This window comes from Pseudomonas sp. MWU13-2105, from assembly GCF_023242315.1.
GTDB lineage: Bacteria > Pseudomonadota > Gammaproteobacteria > Pseudomonadales > Pseudomonadaceae > Aquipseudomonas.
Map to the genome: position 1 here is coordinate 1 of NZ_JALLIY010000027.1, position 18,556 is coordinate 18,556.

Consider the following 18,556-nt stretch of genomic DNA (forward strand, 5'->3'; position numbering starts at 1 on the left):
CTTGGCCACCGCCGACGTCGACTTGCTGCGCGGGCGCAACTGCGCCGCCGCCATCGAGGCGTCGGTGACACCGCTGTCGGCGCGCATGCCAGCCGCGAGGAACGGCACCATCAGGCGCATGACCTGCTCGATGGAAGTGTTGACCCCGAAGTCAGTCTCGGCAATCGCCCGCAATGCCTTGATCCCCGACATGCTGAACGCCGCCGCGCCGAGCATGAAGTGCACGCGCCAGAACAGCTCGATCGGTGGAATCCGTGGCGCGGCATCGTTGACCAGCAGCATATAGCGACGGAACACCTTGCCGTACATGTCTTCCAGGTAGCGGCGCAGGTGCCCCTGGCTCTGGCTGAAGGCCAGGCCGAGCAAGCGCATGAAGATCGACAGGTCGTTGCCGCTGCGCGGTTGTACCACCAGCGCCTGCTCGACGAGGATTTCCAGCAGCTCTTCCAGTCCCGGCTTGACCTCGGGCTTGGCCTGGCGTCGCTCCAGCTCACGGTCGAGGCTGATGCAGAACGGTCCGAGGAAACGCGAGAACACCGCCTGGATCAGGGCTTTCTTCGAGCCGAAGTGGTAGTTCACCGCCGCGAGATTGACCCCCGCCTTGCTGGTGATCAACCGCAATGAGGTCTCGGCGAAACCTTTTTCCGCGAACAATTGCTCGGCAGCATCGAGAATGCGTTCAACGGTTTCCGACTGGGCCATGGTTACTCCGCCTGACAAACACTTGTTTGAAACATACGTTTCAGCCCCGCGAATGTCAAGTCTGGCGGTCCGTTCGTGGCCCGCAGGTCAGGCATTAAATCATACAAATCCTGGCCTGTAGCCATCCTCGGATACCACGACCCGGCGACCGTCCAGCGGACGCGAGAAAAAGGAGGATTGCCAAGCGCCTTGCACTGTATATAATCCCAGTCACTGTATAAAAAGACAGAGCGCTCAAAATGATAAAACTGACGCCACGCCAAGCCGAGATTCTGGCCTTTATCAAACGTTGCCTGGATGACAATGGCTATCCGCCGACCCGGGCGGAAATTGCCCTGGAGCTGGGTTTCAAGTCACCGAACGCGGCTGAAGAGCACCTCAAGGCCCTGGCCCGCAAGGGTGCGATCGAGATGACCCCGGGCGCGTCCCGCGGGATTCGCATCCCCGGCTTCGAAGCCAAGACCGATGAATCCACCCTGCCGATCATTGGCCGCGTGGCCGCCGGTGCGCCGATTCTAGCCCAGCAGCACGTCGAAGAATCTTGCAACATCAACCCGACCTTCTTCCATCCCCGGGCCGACTACCTGTTGCGCGTCCACGGCATGAGCATGAAGGACGTCGGCATTTTCGACGGCGACCTGCTGGCCGTGCACACCTGCCGCGAAGCCCGCAACGGCCAGATCGTGGTGGCGCGGATCGGCGACGATGTCACCGTCAAGCGCTTCAAGCGCGAAGGCAGCAAGGTCTGGCTGCTGGCGGAAAACCCCGAGTTCGCTCCCATAGAAGTCAACCTGAAAGATCAGGACTTCGTCATCGAAGGTTTGAGTGTCGGCGTTATTCGCCGCTGAAGGAGGCGTCATGCAATTCCAGCAAACCCCACAACACGCACAGCTTTCCCTGTTCGAAGCGTTCATGGCGCAACCCCTCGCGCCCCTGCTCAAGGAGGTGGTCGAAGCCCCCTGGAGCAGCGAGCCAGAAGTCTTCAGTGAGCTGTCGTTGCGGGGCGCTGCCGGGAGTTGCCTGAGCCTGCTGGCGCCGATCCTGCGGGAGCTGAGCGAGGACCAGGAAGCCCGCTGGCTGACCCTGATCGCCCCACCGTCCAGCCTGACACAGACCTGGTTGCGGGATGCCGGACTCAACCGGGAGCGGATTCTGCTGTTGCAGCCGAGCAGCGCCCAAAGCGCCCTGCAATTGACCTGCGAAGCCTTGCGCCTGGGCCGCAGCCACACCGTGGTCAGCTGGCTGAACCCGCTGAACGCGAACGCTCGCCAACAGCTGATCGGCGCGGCTCGTCAAGGCGATGCGCAAAGTCTGAATGTTCGCTTGGGCTGACGAATTGAACGGCCGTCAGGGCCGGTAGTGCATATCAATCGCCTCAGGGCTTCTCCAGGGCAGGGAAGCCGATCTGAAACGTTATCCAGCGCCGAACGAGCCTCGGTTCAGTGAAGAACCCGTGGCCCGCCGTCGTCTTTCTCGATTTCACCCTCAACCAGACGCCCGGCCATCTGCACACCCACGCTCAACATGGCCTTGGCCACCTCGACGTGCTGGCCCTGCAGGAATGCCTTGGCATCTTCGGAAAAGTTAAGGGTCACCAGAGAACCTTCGTCCTCGGCTCGGCGCAGCTCGATACGGCCGTCCGGCAGCTCGACAATTTCTAGAAAGGACGTAGGCATAATGTCTGTTCTCCACGAAAGGCCATCATTATATCAGTCATCAACGGCACCTCGCAGGAGAACTGCAGCGCTTTCTTTACCGCTTGATGAACATCTGACAGATGGAGACTACTTTTTTCGAAGAAAAAAACGACAAAGTAATCACCCCCTGTTCATCCATAATCCCGTTCAATCACTCAGCACTCGTTGAGCCCATCGCGAAAACGGATCGCCAGCGCCTTCAGGTTCTGCCGCCAGCTTTCCAGCTCCTCACGCCCCAGTTCGGGCACCTCGTCCTCATCCAGGCTGACGGCCACGATCAACGGCTGCAACACGTCGCCCTTGACCTTCCTGGGGGCCTGGGGCGGCAGATACAGCGCGGCATGCGCACTGATCAAGCGGGCCAGCCAGGTTTGCGGGCTATGGGCCAATTCCACCAGTTCAGCCATTTCCGGAATGGCGATCGCCTCCAGCACCTCGCGGGTCAGCAACAACTCGGCCCGCGGCGCGGCGGCCTGGGGCAAGCGGTAGAACCCGGCAATCTCATGGCACAGCCCGAGCAGTGCACCGTACAGATGAAACAGTGCTGCTTCGCGCTCGGCCTGGATCAACGCCAGGGCATTCATTGCTCCGCTCCGCTCGGCCTTGCCCAGGGCTTCCAGGGCGAGGCCGGCGTAAAAGATCTTCTGGTTGGTGCGGGTATAGAGTTCGTTGGCCATGACGGCGCGCTCCAGGAAAAAAGGCCACGGGCAGGTCAGTCAGTTTCAGGGATCAACCAAGTTCGCCGCAAGCGCAAAAAAACAAAGGCCGCGTGAAAACCCTGATATCACTGAGTTAGGGTTTTCACACGGCCTGAAGGCACAGGAGAGGAAACTGTGGGAGCGGAGCTTGCCCGCGAAGCTTCTATCGCTCTCAAGGGCGCTTTCGCGGGCAAGCTCCGCTCCCAGACAAGCTCGACTCCCAATACAAGCTCCGCTCCCACATCAAATCCGATCAGAGGATCAGCTGCTCAGCTTACGAGCGCTTGTCTTCCACCTTCCATTTGCCGCCGTCGTAGAACGCCTTCCAGCCGGTCGGCTTGCCGTCCACTTCGGTCTGCACGTACTGCTCCTTGGTCTTGCGACTGTAGCGAATGACCGCCGGACGACCGTCCGGGTCCTTCTGCGGGGCGTCACACAGGAAGTGGTACTTGGGATCGATCTCGTCCTTGTGCGGAAGGATCTCGATCACCAGTGGCGCACGGGTCTCGCGGTTTTTCGGGAACTGGCTGGCGGCCAGGAACAGACCGGAAGCGCCATCACGCAGGATATAGGTGTCGTTGACCTTCTCGCACTTGAGCTCCGGCATCTTCACCGGGTCCATCTTCGGCGGCGCCGCGTCACCGCTCTTGAGCAGCTTGCGGGTGTTCTTGCAGGTCGGATTGGTGCAACCGAAGAACTTGCCGAAACGGCCGGTCTTGAGCTGCATCTCGCTGCCGCACTTGTCGCACTCCAGGCTTGGGCCTTCATAGCCCTTGATGCGATAGCTGCCTTCTTCGATCTCGTAGCCGTCGCAATCAGGGTTGTTACCGCAGATGTGCAGCTTGCGCTTCTCGTCCAGCAGGTAGGCGTCCATCGCCGTGCTGCAGATCGGGCAGCGATGCTTGCCGCGCAGTACCAGGGATTCCGACTCGCCCTCGTCGTCGGCGGCGATTTCATCGCCCGGCACCAGGTTGACGGTGGCCTTGCAGCGTTCCTTGGGCGGCAGGCTGTAGCCCGAGCAACCAAGGAACACACCGGTGGAAGCGGTACGGATCTGCATCGGCCGGCCACAGGTCAGGCACGGGATGTCAGTCATCACCGGCTGGTTGGCGCGCATGCCACTCTCAGGGCTTTCCGCCACTTCAAGCTTTTTCTTGAAGTCGCCGTAGAACTCGTCGAGCACGTTCTTCCAGTCGCGCTCACCCTGGGCGACGTCGTCGAGGTGCTCTTCCATGCTGGCGGTAAAGCCGTAGTCCATCAGGTCGGAGAAGCTTTCCGAGAGGCGCTCGGTGACGATGTCGCCCATTTTCTCGGAGTAGAAGCGGCGGTTGTGCAGCGCCACATAGCCACGGTCCTGGATGGTGGAAATGATCGCCGCATAGGTCGAAGGACGACCGATGCCGCGCTTTTCCATTTCCTTGACCAGGCTGGCTTCGGAGTAACGTGCCGGCGGCTTGGTGAAGTGCTGGGTCGGGTCGAGCTTGATCAGCTTCATGACCTCGCCCTGGACCATGTCCGGCAGCACGTCGTCATCGCCCGGCTTGCTCATTTGCGGCAGGACCCGGGTGTAACCGTCGAATTTGAGGATACGGCCCTTGGCACGCAGCTCGAAGTCACCGGCGGCGACACTGACGGTGGTCGACAGGTATTGCGCCGGCAGCATCTGGCAGGCCACGAACTGGCGCCAGATCAGCTCATAGAGGCGCTCGGCATCCCGCTCCATGCCCGACAGCTTGCTCGGGTCGGTATTCACATCCGACGGACGGATGGCTTCGTGAGCTTCCTGGGCGCCAGCCTTGCTGCTGTAGACGTTAGCGTTTTCCGGCAGGTATTTCGCGCCGAACTCGCCTTCGATATAGGTCCGCGCCATCGCCACGGCATCGGCCGAGAGGTTGGTGGAGTCGGTACGCATATAGGTGATGTAGCCCGCTTCGTACAAGCGCTGGGCCATCATCATGGTTTTCTTCACCCCGAAGCCCAGGCGGTTGCTCGCGGCCTGTTGCAGGGTAGAGGTAATGAAAGGAGCCGACGGTTTGCTGCTGGTCGGTTTGTCCTCGCGCTTGGCAATGGTGTAGGCCGATGCCTTGAGCTTCTCCAGGGCCGCCATGGCCTGGGCTTCATTGAGCGGCTTGAACGCCTCGCCCTTCTCCCGCGCCACTTCGAAGCGCACCTTGGCGCCCTTGGCGGTGCCGAGGTCGGCGTGGACTTCCCAGTACTCTTCAGGATTGAAGGCACGGATCTCGCGCTCACGCTCGACCACCAGCTTCACCGCTACCGACTGCACGCGACCGGCGGACAGGCCACGGGCGATCTTCGACCACAGCAACGGCGAGACCATGTAACCCACGACACGATCGAGGAAACGTCGGGCCTGCTGGGCATTGACGCGGTCGATGTCCAGCTCGCCAGGCGCGGAGAAGGCTTCCTGGATGGCTTTCTTGGTGATTTCGTTGAACACCACGCGCTTGTAGCGGCTGTCATCGCCACCGATGGCTTCGCGCAGGTGCCAGGCAATGGCTTCCCCTTCGCGGTCCAAGTCCGTCGCGAGATAGATGGTGTCGGCATCCTTGGCCAGGCGGCGCAACTCCTCGATCACCTTCTCCTTGCCGGGAAGGATCTCGTAGCGGGCCTTCCAGCCATGGTCCGGATCGACACCCATGCGCGAGACCAGCTGCTTGCGCGCCTTCTCCTTCGCCGTCAGCACGGGGGCTTCGCCAACCGCCGCCTTGCCGCGCTTGGCAGCAGGCTCTTTGGTGGCACTCGCCGAACCGCTGGTGGGCAGGTCTCGGATATGGCCGATACTCGACTTCACCACGTACTGGGTACCCAAGTACTTGTTGATGGTCTTGGCCTTAGCCGGGGATTCCACAATGACCAGCGATTTGCCCATGGATCAGAAAATTCCTGAATGCTAGAAGTGAGAGGCGGCCTGCGCCTGACGCGGCACCGCTATATATAGTGGCTACAAGGTGAGGTCAAGCGCAGGGTTCTGCGCGACCGCCCCTCAAGGCCTTGAAAAAAGGCTCGGTTCGGCTTGCACCAAAGCAAAGCGTGGGACCTGTTCGCCGTCAACCTCGACCGACTCCAGGAACATGCTCAAGGGACGCACCCAAAAGCCGTAATCGCCATACAGGGCTTGGTAGAACACCAATTCCTCGTCGGTCTCGGAATGCCGCGCAACGTTGAAAACACGGTACTGCGGCCCCTTGTAATGCTGATAGAGCCCGGGTTCCAATTTCATGTATCGGCTCCTTACAAATAAAAATAAAAAAAATCGGAAAAACAAAAGCCGGGGCACCAGGCCCCGGCTTTCTTCGACGAGACGCTTAGACGCGTTCGAAGACGGTGGTGATGCCCTGGCCGAGGCCAATGCACATGGTGGACACCCCAAGGGTACCGCCATTCTGCTTCATCACGTTGAGCAAAGTACCGGAGATCCGTGCACCGGAGCAACCGAATGGGTGGCCCAGGGCAATCGCGCCGCCGTGCAGGTTAACCTTCTCGTTCATCTTGTCGAGCACTTTCAGATCCTTGAGCACCGGCAGGGCCTGTGCGGCAAAGGCTTCGTTGAGCTCGAAGAAGTCGATGTCGGTGATGCCCAGGCCCGCGCGCTTGAGGGCTTTCTGGGTCGCCGGTACCGGACCGTAGCCCATGATCGCCGGGTCGACACCCGCCACGGCCATGGAACGGATCACCGCCAATGGCTGGATCCCCAGGTCCTGGGCACGCTGGGCCGACATCACGATCATGCACGAGGCGCCATCGGTGATCTGCGAGGAAGTCCCCGCCGTCACGGTGCCGCCCTTGGGGTTGAACGCCGGCTTCAAGGCCGCCAGGCTCTCCAGGGTGGTTTCCGGACGAATGGTTTCGTCGTAGTCGAACACCTTGAGGAAGCCGTTCTCGTCATAACCCTGCATCGGGATGATCTCGTCCTTGAACTTGCCTTCCACGGTGGCCTTGTGGGCCAACTGGTGGGAACGCACGCCGAAGGCGTCCTGCTGCTCACGGGTGATGCCGTGCATCTTGCCGAGCATTTCCGCGGTAAGCCCCATCATGCCCGAGGCTTTCGCCGCGTACAGCGACATGTGCGGGTTCGGATCGACACCGTGCATCATGCCGACGTGGCCCATATGCTCGACGCCGCCGACGACGAAGACGTCACCGTTGCCGGTCATGATCGCCTGGGCGGCGGTGTGCAACGCGCTCATTGACGAACCACACAGGCGGCTGACGGTCTGGCCGGCGGCAGTATGCGGGATCTGGGTCATCAGCGAGGCCATGCGGGCGATGTTCCAGCCCTGCTCCAGGGTCTGGTTCACACAGCCCCAGATCACGTCCTCGACTTCGTTCGGGTCGACCTTGACGTTGCGTTCCAGCAGCTTGCTGATCAGGTGCGCCGACATATCCTCGGCACGGGTGTTTCGGTGCATGCCGCCCTTGGAGCGGCCCATCGGAGTACGACCGAAGTCGACAATCACGACGTCTCTAGGATTCAAGCTCATATCGTTCACTCTCGCTCTAGTGTGGGCGCTTAACCGAAGAACCGCTGGCCGGTCTTGGCCATTTCACGCAGCTTCGCGGTCGGGTGGTACAGCGCGCCCAGGTCGGCGTACTGATCGGCCAGGGCAACGAATTCGGCCACACCGATGGAGTCGATGTAGCGCAACGCACCGCCACGGAAAGGAGGGAAACCAATGCCGTAGACCAGACCCATGTCGGCTTCGGCGGCGGTTTCGACAATACCGTCTTCCAGGCAACGCACGGTTTCCAGGCACAGCGGGACCATCATCCAGTTGATGATGTCCTCGTCGCTCACTTCACGCTGTTCGTAGATGATCGGCTTGAGCACTTCCAGCACCGACGAATCGGCAACTTTCTTCTGCTTGCCGCGCTTGTCGGTCTCGTAGGCATAGAAGCCCTTGCCGTTCTTCTGGCCCAGGCGCTTGGCTTCGTAGAGAGCATCCACCGCCGAACGACGGTCGTCCTTCATACGGTCCGGAAAACCTTCGGCCATCACGTCACGACCATGGTGGCCGGTGTCGATACCGACCACGTCCATCAGGTAGGCCGGGCCCATCGGCCAGCCGAACTTCTCCATGATCTTGTCGATACGGACGAAGTCCACACCGGCGCTGACCAGCTTGGCGAAACCGCCGAAGTACGGGAACAGGATACGGTTGACCAGGAAGCCCGGGCAGTCGTTGACCACGATCGGGTTCTTGCCCATTTTCTTGGCGTAGGCCACGGTAGTGGCGACCGCTTGCTCGCTGGACTTCTCGCCACGGATCACTTCCACCAGCGGCATCATGTGCACCGGGTTGAAGAAGTGCATGCCGACGAAGTTTTCCGGACGCTTGAGGGCCTTGGCCAGCAGGCTGATGGAAATGGTCGAGGTGTTGGAGGCCAGGATGGCATCTTCCTTGACCTGGGCTTCCACTTCCGCCAGTACCGCTTGCTTGACCTTGGGGTTCTCGACGACCGCCTCGACCACCAGGTCGACATGACCGAAGTCACCGTAGGACAGGGTCGGACGAATACCGTTGAGCACTTCGGCCATCTTCGCCGCGGTCATGCGGCCCTTGTCAACGCGACCGACCAGCAGCTTCGCGGCTTCCGCCAGACCCTGCTCGATGCCGTGCTCGTTGATGTCCTTCATCAGGATCGGCGTACCTTTGGAGGCCGACTGATAAGCGATACCGCCACCCATGATACCGGCGCCCAATACGGCGGCCTGTTTCACGTCCTTGGCGATTTCGTCGTAGGCCTTGGCCTTTTTCTTCAGTTCCTGGTCATTCAGGAACAGACCGATCAGGCTTTGCGCGGCCGAGGTCTTGGCCAGTTTCACGAAGCCGGCGGCTTCGATTTCCAGGGCCTTGTCGCGACCGAAGTTGGCAGCTTTCTGGATGGTCTTGATGGCTTCGACCGGCGCCGGGTAGTTCGGACCGGCTTGACCGGCGACGAAACCCTTGGCGGTTTCGAAGGCCATCATCTGCTCGATGGCGTTGAGCTTGAGCTTGTCCAGCTTCGGCTGACGCTTGGCCTTGTGGTCGAGTTCGCCGGAAATGGCGCGCTTGAGCAGTTCCAGGGCGGCTTCCCGGAGTTTTTCCGGAGCGACCACGGCATCGACGGCACCGACCTTCAGGGCGTCCTCGGCACGGTTCTCCTTACCCGCGGCAATCCACTCGATGGCATTGTCCGCACCGATCAGGCGCGGCAGGCGGACAGTGCCGCCGAAGCCCGGGTAGATCCCCAGCTTGACTTCCGGCAGGCCGATCTTGGCGCTGCTGGACATGACCCGGAAGTCCGCGGCCAGGCACATTTCCAGACCACCGCCCAGGGCAATGCCATTGATCGCGGCGACAGTCGGCACGGCCAGGTCTTCGAAATCGCTGAAAATCTTGTTGGCTTCGAGGTTGGCGGCGACCAACTCGGCATCCGGCAACTTGAAGTTGTCGACAAATTCGGTGATGTCGGCGCCGACGATAAACACGTCCTTGCCGCTGCTGACGATAACGCCCTTGACGGACGCATCAGCCTTGAGGGTGTCCACGGCCTGGCGCAATTCGCCCAGGGTTAGACGGTTGAACTTGTTGACGGACTCACCCTTGAGGTCGAACTTCAGTTCGACGATGCCACTTTCAAGAGCCTTAACCGTGATGGCTTTACCTTCGTAAATCATCAACTGATCTCCACGATATGGAAGCTGAACAGTACACGTCGGACGCGAGCGGATGGTACGGCACTGACGTTACCGTCGATGCTACGCCAAGCCGCCAGGCACACCCGCCAACGCGATAGTCGGGATTCTGTTTGGAGCCGTCTGATCAGACAAACGCTCAATTCATACGCCCGTTTGATTTGGGTGTGGACACCTTCACGGAATTCGCGGCAATTGTCAATTGCCGAAAACGTTGCCGAAAAAGCGACTTCCCGGTCATATTCCGGGCGTGAAAGCGCCCGGGCGCCAGGGGTTATGGCCAACCATTCAGCGAATCAATAGTGTAGCGGCGAGTGGCCAATCCTGCGTCAGGCCAGAGCCTTGAGCACCGTCGCGATGGCTTGCAAGGCCTGGGTATCGCCGCGCTCGCCCCAATACACGGCGATCATCTGCTTGTCCGCCTCGATCTTGTAAGCGTTGTCCGGCAACGTCCTGAAATGCATCAGCAGCCTGTCGTCCGTCAGCGGCTCACGCCATTGATTGGCCCATACGCCAGGGGCGGTTTGCCAATAGCACCAGCAAGGACTGTCGGCGTGCAGACGCGGCCGATGGTATTGCGCGCAGGGGCTCGGCGGCTCGTGAGGCAGCCAGTGCGGCCACTCCTGGGGGGCCAGTTGCATGCCCAGGCCGATGCGCCGTGCCTCCATGCGCACAGCCATCATTGCGCTCTGGCGGCGCGAAGGACGCAACCAGGCCAGAGGGCTCAATACCAGCGCCAGGATTGACACCACTATCCATACCGTCATATCTCTAACTCTCTCGATTCTTGATGAGCGACTGGCTCGCCAATGAGCCAATCCGCTTGAAACCAGCCATACTTAACGCTATTGCGATCCTCAGGAGTGCCTTTCATGAGCTACGAACACATTCTGGTAGCTGTCGACCTGACAGAAGAATGCGACCCGGTCATCAAGCGCGCACGCGAACTGTCGGTCAGCAGCGAAGCCAAGCTATCCCTGGTGCATATCGTCGAACCCATGGCCATGGCCTTCGGTGGCGACGTGCCCATGGACCTTTCGCAATTGCAGCAACAACAATTCGACCAGGCCAAGGAGCGCCTCGATCGCCTGATCGTCAAGTACCCGGAACTCTCGAAAGACAACTGCCACCTGACATACGGCCAACCGCGCCAGGAAATCCATCACCTGGCCAAGGAACAGCATTGCGACCTGATCGTGGTTGGCAGCCACGGACGTCATGGCCTGGCGCTGCTGCTGGGCTCCACCGCCAATGACGTACTGCATGGCGCGCCCTGCGACGTGCTGGCGGTGCACCTGGTCAAACGCCCGACCTGATAACAACGCGCAACCTGTAGGAGCTGGCTTGCCAGCGATAGCGGCGGCGAATACAACATCGCATCGCCGGCAAGCCAGCGCCTACAGGTCTGTGCATAGCAAAAATATCGTCGCGACCAATAAAAAGCCCGGCACCCACACAAGTCGGGGCCGGGCTTTTCGTTACTCAGCGATCGCTCAGGCGTCCAGCTCGGCCCAACGCTCCACCATCACTTCCAGCTCGGCCTGGAGTTTTTCCAGCCCGGCGATGACCGCGGCGGTTTCCGCTGCCGGACGCTGATAGAACCCGGCCTCGGCCATTTCGGCTTCAACGGCGGCAATCTGCTGTTCCTTGGCGTCGATCTCACCTGGCAACGCTTCCAGCTCGCGCTGCAATTTGTAGCTGAGCTTTTTCTTCGCCGCTGGCTGCTCGACAGCCGCAGCCGCCGCCGGCGCCGCCGTCACCACCGCCGAATTGAGCTCGGCCTTGCCCGACTTGTTCTCGGTCACACCGAGCAAACGCGGCGAACCGCCCTGGCGCAACCAGTCCTGGTAACCACCGACGTACTCGCGCACCTTGCCCTCGCCTTCGAAGACCAGGGTGCTGGTAACCACGTTGTCGAGGAAGGCCCGGTCGTGGCTGACCATCAATACGGTACCGCTGAACGTCAGCAGCACTTCTTCAAGCAACTCGAGGGTTTCCACATCGAGGTCGTTGGTCGGTTCGTCGAGCACCAGCAGGTTGGACGGTTTGCTGAACAGCTTGGCCAACAGCAGGCGCGCGCGCTCACCACCGGACAAGGCCTTGACCGGCGTACGGGCGCGCTGCGGGCTGAACAGGAAGTCGCCCAGGTAGCTCAGTACATGGCGGCTCTGGCCGTCGATGTCGATAAAGTCGCGACCTTCGGCGACGTTGTCGATCACGGTCTTTTCCAGGTCCAACTGATGGCGCAACTGGTCGAAGTAGGCCACGTCGATCCGCGTGCCCTCTTCCACCGTGCCACTGGTCGGTTGCAGGCCATTGAGCATCAGCTTGAGCAAGGTGGTCTTGCCGGTACCGTTGGCGCCCAGCAAGCCGATCCGATCGCCACGCTGCAGGACCATGGAGAAGTCCTTGATCAGGAACGGGCCGCCCGGATGCGCGAAACTGACGTTTTCCAGCACCATCACCTGCTTGCCGGACTTGTCGGCGGTGTCGAGCAGGATATTCGCCTTGCCGGTGCGCTCGCGACGCTCGCTACGCTCCACGCGCAGGGCCTTCAACGCCCGCACGCGGCCTTCGTTACGGGTGCGGCGGGCCTTGATGCCCTGGCGGATCCAGACTTCTTCCTGGGCCAGGCGCTTGTCGAACAACGCGTTGGCGGTTTCCTCGGCGGCCAGCGTGGCTTCCTTGTGCACCAGGAAGCTCGCGTAGTCGCCGTTCCAGTCGATCAGGCCGCCGCGATCCAACTCCAGGATGCGCGTCGCCAGGTTCTGCAGGAAGGAACGGTCGTGGGTGATGAACAACACCGCGCCCTGGAAATCCTTCAAGGCTTCTTCCAGCCAGGCGATCGCGCCGATGTCCAGGTGGTTGGTCGGTTCGTCGAGCAGCAGCAGGTCCGGTTCGGAAACCAGTGCCTGGGCCAGCAGGACACGTCGACGCCAGCCGCCGGACAACTCGGCAAGTGTCTTGTCGGCCGGTAGTTGCAGGCGGCTCAGGGTACTGTCGACCAGGGTCTGCAAACGCCAGCCATCGCGGGCCTCGAGGTCATGCTGGACATGCATGAGCTTGTCCAGGTCGGCATCGGTGACGATGTTCTGGCTCAGGTGGTGGTACTCGGCGAGCAAGGCGCCAACACCGTCCAGACCCTCGGCAACCACATCGAACACGGTGCGGTCGTCGGCCAGCGGCAACTCTTGCGGCAGCTCGCCGATCTTGAGGCCGGGCGCACGCCAGACGGAGCCGTCATCGGGCTTTTGCACGCCCTTGACCAGCTTCAACATGCTGGACTTGCCTGTGCCGTTGCGGCCGATGATGCACACCCGCTCACCACGGGCGATCTGCCACGACACCTTGTCCAACAACGGCATGGCGCCGAAGGCAAGGGACACATCGCTGAATTTGAGCAGGGTCATGAGCTTCTCCAAAAACCGGGGGCGCATTCTACCTGACTTGAGCCAGGAGGCGGCCGGCATTTTTATCAGCACCTCGGTTGAAGATGACAATTGGTATCAAGTTACGTACGGCGACCGCTAAAACGTTCTCCCGCGGGTGGCAAACAGCTAAGCTATTAGTAATCAGCCGCGGAATTTTCCACGGTTTGTCAGGTTTTATTTTTTCGGAACTCCCATGCGCAGCCGTCTGTTCAATTTTTTATCGTGCCTGCTTCTTTCTACCTGCGCTGTCCATGCTGCCCAGGCGGTAGAGCTCTCCCAGCAACGCCAATTTTACGATGAAGCCAAGCGCGCCCTCGCCAAAGGCGACTCGGGCCCCTATTTCCGTTACCAGGACGCCCTGCGGGACTATCCGCTGGAACCCTACCTGGCCTACGACGAGTTGACCGCGCGTCTGAAAACCGCGAGCAATGCCGAGATCGAGCAATTCCTCGCCGAGCATGGCGACCTGCCCCAGGCCAACTGGATGAAGCTGCGCTGGCTGCGCTGGCTGGCCGAGCGCGGCGACTGGCAGCCCTTCGTCAAATACTATGACCCCAAGCTGAACTTCACCGAGCTCGACTGCCTCAACGGCCAGTACCAACTCAGCCACAACTTGCGTGCCGAGGGCTATGCCACGGCGGAAAAACTCTGGCTGACCGGCAAGAACCAGCCGAGTGCCTGCGACGCCTTGTTCGGCAGTTGGGCCGCCGACGGCCAACTGACCGAGCAGAAACGCTGGCAGCGCCTGAAACTCGCGGCCGAAGCACGCAACTACGGCCTGGCCAGCAGCCTGGCGAGCGGCTTGACCACCCTCGCCGGACAAGGCCGACTGCTGATCGAAGTCGCCCAGAAACCCGAGCTGCTGAGCCAGCCTTCACGCTTCGTCCCGGCGGACGAGGCCATGTCCGACGCGGTCGGCCTCGGCCTGCGCCGCCTGGCCCGCCAGGACCCGGACAAGGCCATGCCGCTGCTCGACAGCTATGCCGCGAGCATGCACTTCTCCCGTGACGAAAAGGTTGCGATCGCCCGCGAAATCGGCCTGACCCTGGCCCGCCGCTATGACAGCCGCGCACTGGACATCATGACCCAGTACGATCCGGAGCTGCGGGACAACACCGTGACCGAATGGCGCCTGCGCCTGCTGCTGCGCCTGGCCCGCTGGGAGGATGCCTACCAGTTGACACGCCGCTTGCCACAGGACCTGGCGACCACCAATCGCTGGCGCTACTGGCAGGCCCGCAGCCTGGAGCTGGCGGAGCCGCAGAATCCGCAAGCCATGGTCCTGCTGAAGAACGTCGCCCGTGAGCGTGACTTCTACGGCTTCCTCGCAGCCGACCGTTCCCAGTCGCCCTACCAACTGGCCAACCGCCCCCTGGTACTCAGCCCGCAAATAATGAACAAGGTCCGTAACACCCCGGGCATACGCCGCGCGCTGGAGCTGCATGACCGTGGCCAGATCGTCGACGGGCGCCGCGAGTGGTACCACGCCAGCCGCCTGTTCAGCCGTGATGAAATGGTCGCCCAGGCCCGCCTGGCCTATGACCTGCAATGGTACTTCCCGGCCATTCGCACCATCAGCCAGGCGCAATACTGGGATGACCTGGATATCCGCTTCCCCATGGCCCATCGCGACACCCTGGTGCGTGAAGCCAAGGTACGCGGGCTACACTCGAGCTGGGTGTTCGCCATCACTCGCCAGGAAAGCGCCTTCATGGATGACGCCCGTTCGGGCGTGGGCGCCAGCGGCCTGATGCAACTGATGCCGGGGACGGCCAAGGAAACCGCACGCAAGTTCAGCATTCCACTGGCCTCGCCGCAGCAGGTCCTGGACCCGGACAAGAACATCCAGTTGGGAGCGGCTTACCTGAGCCAGGTGCATGGACAGTTCAATGGCAACCGCGTGCTCGCGACGGCCGCCTACAACGCCGGCCCCGGCCGTGTCAGGCAGTGGCTCAAGGGCGCCAACCACCTGGGCTTCGACGTCTGGGTGGAAAGCATCCCGTTCGACGAAACCCGGCAGTATGTACAGAACGTATTATCGTACTCGGTGATCTACGGCCAGAAGCTCAATGTGCCGCAGCCGCTGGTGGATTGGCATGAGCGGTATTTTGACGACCAATGATCTGCTTTGTGCAGGAGCCGGCTTGCCGGCGATGGCGTCCGCGAGATCAATGCAAGACTCCAGGGCCTCATCGCCGGCAAGCCGGCTCCCACAGTGACTGCGCGATAAGATCAAGACTGTGGAGCCCGGCTATTCGAGCACCGTTACCGGCATCCCGACCTCCAGCAGCCCCAGGCCATCATTGACCAGGTTCTGCCCGAACATCACCTCGCCATCCTGCTCACGATAGGTCTTGAGGGTCGTCAACGGCTCACGGTCGGTGCTGCGCTCACCGGTCTGCGGGTCAAGAGTGGTCAGGATGCAGCGGGAACAGGGCTTCACCAGCCGAAACTCGACATCACCGATACGAATACGCGTCCAGCCGTCTTCGGCAAAGGCGTTGCTACCCTCGATCACCAGGTTTGGCCGAAAACGCAGCATCTCCAGCTTACGCCCGACCTTTTGCGACAAGTCATCCAGTGAAGCCTGGCCGATCAGCAGCAGGGGGAAACCATCGGCAAACGCCACCCGATCCCCTTCCTTGCCGTAGCCGGCCTCGGTGAGACGGGCCCGCTCCAGCGGCACATGCACCAGGCGGGTCGGCTTGCCGATAAACTCGCTCAGCCAGGCGGCTGCCTCGTCACCGGCATCCGGCACGCGCAAGGTGTCGCTCCAGATAGTCACGCCGCGCAAGGTGTCGTCCTTCCCGGGCAAGGCCACGTCCAGCGCCGAATAGCCCGGAGCACTCAGGGTCAGGCCACCGGCAAGATTCCACAATGCCGACAACTGACTCATCTTGCCCACCGCGCGCTGGCTCAGAAAGCGCCCGCTGGCCTCATCCACCAGCATCCAGCGTCGGTCCCCGGACAGGCCCAGCTCATCCAGTGGACTCCGGTCCAAGGCCTCGCCCCGGGCGGATTTCAACGGATATCGATACAGCGCGCTCAGACGTAACATGCCCAGCTCCCGACAGACAAAATAGCGATTCTACAGGAGGGTGGGCACGACGGCATTTTTGTGCCAGAACGCGGTTTTATGGGCGCCGGCTTGCCGGCGATGAAGCCCGCAAGGTCAATCCAGGGCTTACCGGCCTCATCTCGGACAAGCCAGCGCCTACGGGAGTCAGGTGATATCCAGCATCAAGCGCTGGCGCACCACATCCACCAGCTTGTCCGGCTGGAATTTGGAGAGGAAGTTGTCGCAACCGACTTTCTTCACCATGGCATCGTTGAAACTGCCGGACAATGAGGTGTGCAGGACCACATACAGGCCGCGCAAGCGCGGGTCGTTGCGAATTTCGGTGGTCAGGCGATAACCGTCCATTTCCGGCATTTCCGCATCGGTGAAAACCATCAGCAGCTTGTCGGTCATGACCGCACCGCCATCCGCCCAGCCCTTGAGCATGTTCAGGGCCTTCAGACCGTCGCTGGCGATATGCATTTTCACCCCCAGTTGCCCGAGGGTATCGCGCAACTGGGAGAGGGCCACGTTCGAGTCATCGACCAGCAACACTTCGCGGCCACGGGCCTGCTCCATGATCGGATCGTCGAGCTTTTCACGGGACACCTTGGCGTTGTAAGGCACAATCTCGGCCAGGACCTTTTCCACGTCGATGATTTCCACCAACTGATCGTCCACCTTGCTGATGGCGGTCAGGTAATGCTGGCGACCGGCGCTGGTCGGCGGCGGCAGGATGGCTTCCCAGTTCATGTTGACGATGCGGTCCACGCCACCGACCAGGAACGCCTGCACCGAACGGTTGTATTCGGTAACGATGATGGTGCTGTCGGGGCCCGGTACCAGCGGACGCATGCCGATCGCCTGGGACAGGTCGATCACCGGCAACGTCTGGCCGCGCAGGTTGACCACGCCACAGACGAACGGATGGCGCTGAGGCATCAAGGTCAACTTGGGCAGTTGCAGCACTTCCTGGACCTTGAACACGTTGATCGCGAACAGCTGGCGCCCCGCCAAGCGAAACATGAGAATCTCCAGCCGGTTCTCACCCACCAGTTGCGTACGTTGATCTACTGTGTCGAGAATGCCGGCCATTAGTGACTCCTGGGCTTGCTGCTGAAAGTGACATTGAATAGGTTATCGGCGGAGAACATCGGAGCTTGACCCTCCGACCAAATGCCAGTCAAAAGCATTGATGTCACATTAGCATCATGCTTTACTCAGTTCACCCCCGCCGTCGCCATGCGCGACAACAGATTTGAGCTATAGTTCCTCATGCTAGGGGAATCCCCTAGCCACAATCAGGTCCAACCTGATATTCGCAATATCCAATAGCCATTAATGTGACGCCATTCTCATTGCATGAATGGAGTCAGGCTTTTGCTTTCGATCGCAGGACCACGGCCAGACAGCCAGGTGAAAACCTTCACCGACCATGCCCAAGCCCTCTGGACCGTCGCTTCCGGTGATTTTCCGCGGGCCTGCCTGCGGGGCCTTTTGACGCCCGGCGACCTGCACTTGAGAACAAAATGCAATAACAGCAATTCGAAACAATCAGAAACAGACTACAGACACACACGGCCTGTCGGCATTAACTTTAAACCGTTCGCCCCGTGCGACCTTCTATCGCCTGCCTATGCAATCAAGGAGATAAAGCATGCTGAACGGTAAAGAGCGGCAAGCCAGCTTGCCGGAGTTCCTGGTCGAGGCCCAAGCCCTGCAAACGAAGATGCAGGAGTGCTGCCAGCATCTGGAACTGATCCGCAACGACAAGGATGCCATTGATTGCCTCCTCGCCTCGCTGCACACCCTGGCCAGTTGCGCGCAAGGCCTGGGTGTTCGCTCGATGGCCCGCTTTTCGCGGCAGATCCATGCCCTCCTGAACCAGCCCCAGGACCCTATCAACCTGCATGAGGACGCCTTGCTGGCCTTGCGCAATTGCCTGACGCTGCTGGCCTGGCAGGTCGAACTGATCGACCCGCGGACCGGCCAATTGGGCCTGGACGACGAAGAGGAGTCTGAACTGATCACCGCGCTCGCCATCCAGACCGGCCAATACGGATCAACCGTCACCGAGCCGAAAACCTTCACCCTGATCACCTTCCCCGAACGCTCCGCTTGAACAGCTCGCCATCCTCACACCTTCGATCCGCCCTCTTCATACCCAAAAACGACAATAACAACTCACCTCGAACTTCCCGGTTTCAGGTGCTGGTTTTTTAATGCAAAAAGAATAACTAGTGTCTACCCGACTAAAGTACCGGAACAGCCTT

16 protein-coding genes are annotated in these 18,556 nt (G+C 60.9%); 5 read left to right on the forward strand and 11 right to left on the reverse strand.

From position 1 onward, the window contains the following. Window positions 1-702 (reverse strand): TetR/AcrR family transcriptional regulator (locus tag M5B96_RS29855; RefSeq protein ID WP_248800522.1); only part of this gene is annotated, 702 nt, incomplete at its 3' end. A 239-nt stretch (window positions 703-941) separates the two neighbouring features. Here M5B96_RS29855 and lexA point away from each other — a divergent pair. Together lexA and sulA are read left to right on the forward strand one after the other, a co-directional pair. Next, entirely contained in the window at window positions 942-1,550 is a 609-nt protein-coding gene (gene lexA, locus M5B96_RS29860; protein ID WP_248800523.1) for a transcriptional repressor LexA, read from the forward strand. A gap of 10 nt (window positions 1,551-1,560) precedes the next feature. Further along, the gene (gene sulA / locus M5B96_RS29865) at window positions 1,561-2,034 is read left to right on the forward strand and encodes an SOS-induced cell division inhibitor SulA (protein ID WP_248800524.1); all 474 of its coding nucleotides are present in this window, start codon (window positions 1,561-1,563) and stop codon (window positions 2,032-2,034) included. A gap of 107 nt (window positions 2,035-2,141) precedes the next feature. On the opposite strand, the gene M5B96_RS29870 is transcribed toward sulA, so the two are convergent. The 7 genes from M5B96_RS29870 to M5B96_RS29900 all read right to left on the reverse strand — a co-directional run bounded on the left by M5B96_RS29870 (window position 2,142) and on the right by M5B96_RS29900 (window position 10,561). Further along, on the reverse strand, window positions 2,142-2,378 hold the full coding sequence (locus M5B96_RS29870) for a hypothetical protein (protein ID WP_040063188.1): 237 nt from the start codon (window positions 2,376-2,378) through the stop codon (window positions 2,142-2,144). 176 nt (window positions 2,379-2,554) lie between these two features. Next, a complete protein-coding gene (locus M5B96_RS29875; RefSeq protein WP_248800525.1) occupies window positions 2,555-3,076 on the reverse strand; it encodes a DUF6586 family protein in 522 nt (173 codons plus the stop codon). Between the two features lie 295 nt (window positions 3,077-3,371). Continuing rightward, window positions 3,372-5,987 (reverse strand): type I DNA topoisomerase, encoded by a 2,616-nt coding sequence (gene topA, locus M5B96_RS29880; RefSeq protein ID WP_248800526.1) that lies wholly within the window; start codon window positions 5,985-5,987, stop codon window positions 3,372-3,374. Between the two features lie 114 nt (window positions 5,988-6,101). Then, complete coding sequence (locus M5B96_RS29885) at window positions 6,102-6,338, reverse strand: DUF1653 domain-containing protein (RefSeq protein WP_100939173.1); 237 nt, start codon at window positions 6,336-6,338, stop codon at window positions 6,102-6,104. An 85-nt stretch (window positions 6,339-6,423) separates the two neighbouring features. Next, entirely contained in the window at window positions 6,424-7,599 is a 1,176-nt protein-coding gene (gene fadA / locus M5B96_RS29890; RefSeq protein WP_248800527.1) for an acetyl-CoA C-acyltransferase FadA, read from the reverse strand. A gap of 29 nt (window positions 7,600-7,628) precedes the next feature. Further along, window positions 7,629-9,776, reverse strand: coding sequence for a fatty acid oxidation complex subunit alpha FadB (gene fadB / locus M5B96_RS29895; RefSeq protein WP_248800528.1), 2,148 nt, complete (start codon window positions 9,774-9,776; stop codon window positions 7,629-7,631). A 347-nt stretch (window positions 9,777-10,123) separates the two neighbouring features. Then, window positions 10,124-10,561, reverse strand: a complete 438-nt coding sequence (locus M5B96_RS29900) for a hypothetical protein (protein WP_248800530.1) — start codon at window positions 10,559-10,561, stop codon at window positions 10,124-10,126. 105 nt (window positions 10,562-10,666) lie between these two features. Between M5B96_RS29900 and M5B96_RS29905 the strand changes: the two genes are divergently transcribed. After that, on the forward strand, window positions 10,667-11,110 hold the full coding sequence (locus M5B96_RS29905; RefSeq protein ID WP_248800531.1) for a universal stress protein: 444 nt from the start codon (window positions 10,667-10,669) through the stop codon (window positions 11,108-11,110). Between the two features lie 177 nt (window positions 11,111-11,287). On the opposite strand, the gene M5B96_RS29910 is transcribed toward M5B96_RS29905, so the two are convergent. After that, entirely contained in the window at window positions 11,288-13,204 is a 1,917-nt protein-coding gene (locus tag M5B96_RS29910) for an ATP-binding cassette domain-containing protein (RefSeq protein ID WP_248800532.1), read from the reverse strand. A 214-nt stretch (window positions 13,205-13,418) separates the two neighbouring features. Here M5B96_RS29910 and M5B96_RS29915 point away from each other — a divergent pair, with 214 nt between their 5' ends. After that, window positions 13,419-15,347 carry a transglycosylase SLT domain-containing protein gene (locus M5B96_RS29915; protein WP_248800533.1) on the forward strand — a complete coding sequence of 643 codons (1,929 nt, stop codon included), beginning with the start codon at window positions 13,419-13,421 and terminating at the stop codon, window positions 15,345-15,347. A 129-nt stretch (window positions 15,348-15,476) separates the two neighbouring features. On the opposite strand, the gene M5B96_RS29920 is transcribed toward M5B96_RS29915, so the two are convergent. Then, on the reverse strand, window positions 15,477-16,283 hold the full coding sequence (locus M5B96_RS29920) for an MOSC domain-containing protein (protein ID WP_248800534.1): 807 nt from the start codon (window positions 16,281-16,283) through the stop codon (window positions 15,477-15,479). 165 nt (window positions 16,284-16,448) lie between these two features. Next, window positions 16,449-17,378, reverse strand: coding sequence for a chemotaxis protein CheV (locus M5B96_RS29925; RefSeq protein ID WP_248800536.1), 930 nt, complete (start codon window positions 17,376-17,378; stop codon window positions 16,449-16,451). A 562-nt stretch (window positions 17,379-17,940) separates the two neighbouring features. Here M5B96_RS29925 and M5B96_RS29930 point away from each other — a divergent pair. Then, the gene (locus tag M5B96_RS29930) at window positions 17,941-18,405 is read left to right on the forward strand and encodes a hypothetical protein (protein WP_248800537.1); all 465 of its coding nucleotides are present in this window, start codon (window positions 17,941-17,943) and stop codon (window positions 18,403-18,405) included. Window positions 18,406-18,556 lie beyond the last annotated feature (151 nt).

Bases quoted from the DNA above. Each gene is read 5' to 3' on its own strand.
- M5B96_RS29875 (WP_248800525.1), bottom strand. From the start codon at position 3,076: ATGGCCAACGAACTCTATACCCGCACCAACCAGAAGATCTTTTACGCC.
- sulA (WP_248800524.1), top strand. From the start codon at position 1,561: ATGCAATTCCAGCAAACCCCACAACACGCACAGCTTTCCCTGTTCGAA.
- M5B96_RS29920 (WP_248800534.1), bottom strand. From the start codon at position 16,283: ATGTTACGTCTGAGCGCGCTGTATCGATATCCGTTGAAATCCGCCCGG.
- M5B96_RS29930 (WP_248800537.1), top strand. From the start codon at position 17,941: ATGCTGAACGGTAAAGAGCGGCAAGCCAGCTTGCCGGAGTTCCTGGTC.
- M5B96_RS29915 (WP_248800533.1), top strand. From the start codon at position 13,419: ATGCGCAGCCGTCTGTTCAATTTTTTATCGTGCCTGCTTCTTTCTACC.
- M5B96_RS29925 (WP_248800536.1), bottom strand. From the start codon at position 17,378: ATGGCCGGCATTCTCGACACAGTAGATCAACGTACGCAACTGGTGGGT.
- topA (WP_248800526.1), bottom strand. From the start codon at position 5,987: ATGGGCAAATCGCTGGTCATTGTGGAATCCCCGGCTAAGGCCAAGACC.
- fadA (WP_248800527.1), bottom strand. From the start codon at position 7,599: ATGAGCTTGAATCCTAGAGACGTCGTGATTGTCGACTTCGGTCGTACT.
- lexA (WP_248800523.1), top strand. From the start codon at position 942: ATGATAAAACTGACGCCACGCCAAGCCGAGATTCTGGCCTTTATCAAA.
- M5B96_RS29870 (WP_040063188.1), bottom strand. From the start codon at position 2,378: ATGCCTACGTCCTTTCTAGAAATTGTCGAGCTGCCGGACGGCCGTATC.
- M5B96_RS29905 (WP_248800531.1), top strand. From the start codon at position 10,667: ATGAGCTACGAACACATTCTGGTAGCTGTCGACCTGACAGAAGAATGC.
- fadB (WP_248800528.1), bottom strand. From the start codon at position 9,776: ATGATTTACGAAGGTAAAGCCATCACGGTTAAGGCTCTTGAAAGTGGC.
- M5B96_RS29900 (WP_248800530.1), bottom strand. From the start codon at position 10,561: ATGACGGTATGGATAGTGGTGTCAATCCTGGCGCTGGTATTGAGCCCT.
- M5B96_RS29885 (WP_100939173.1), bottom strand. From the start codon at position 6,338: ATGAAATTGGAACCCGGGCTCTATCAGCATTACAAGGGGCCGCAGTAC.
- M5B96_RS29910 (WP_248800532.1), bottom strand. From the start codon at position 13,204: ATGACCCTGCTCAAATTCAGCGATGTGTCCCTTGCCTTCGGCGCCATG.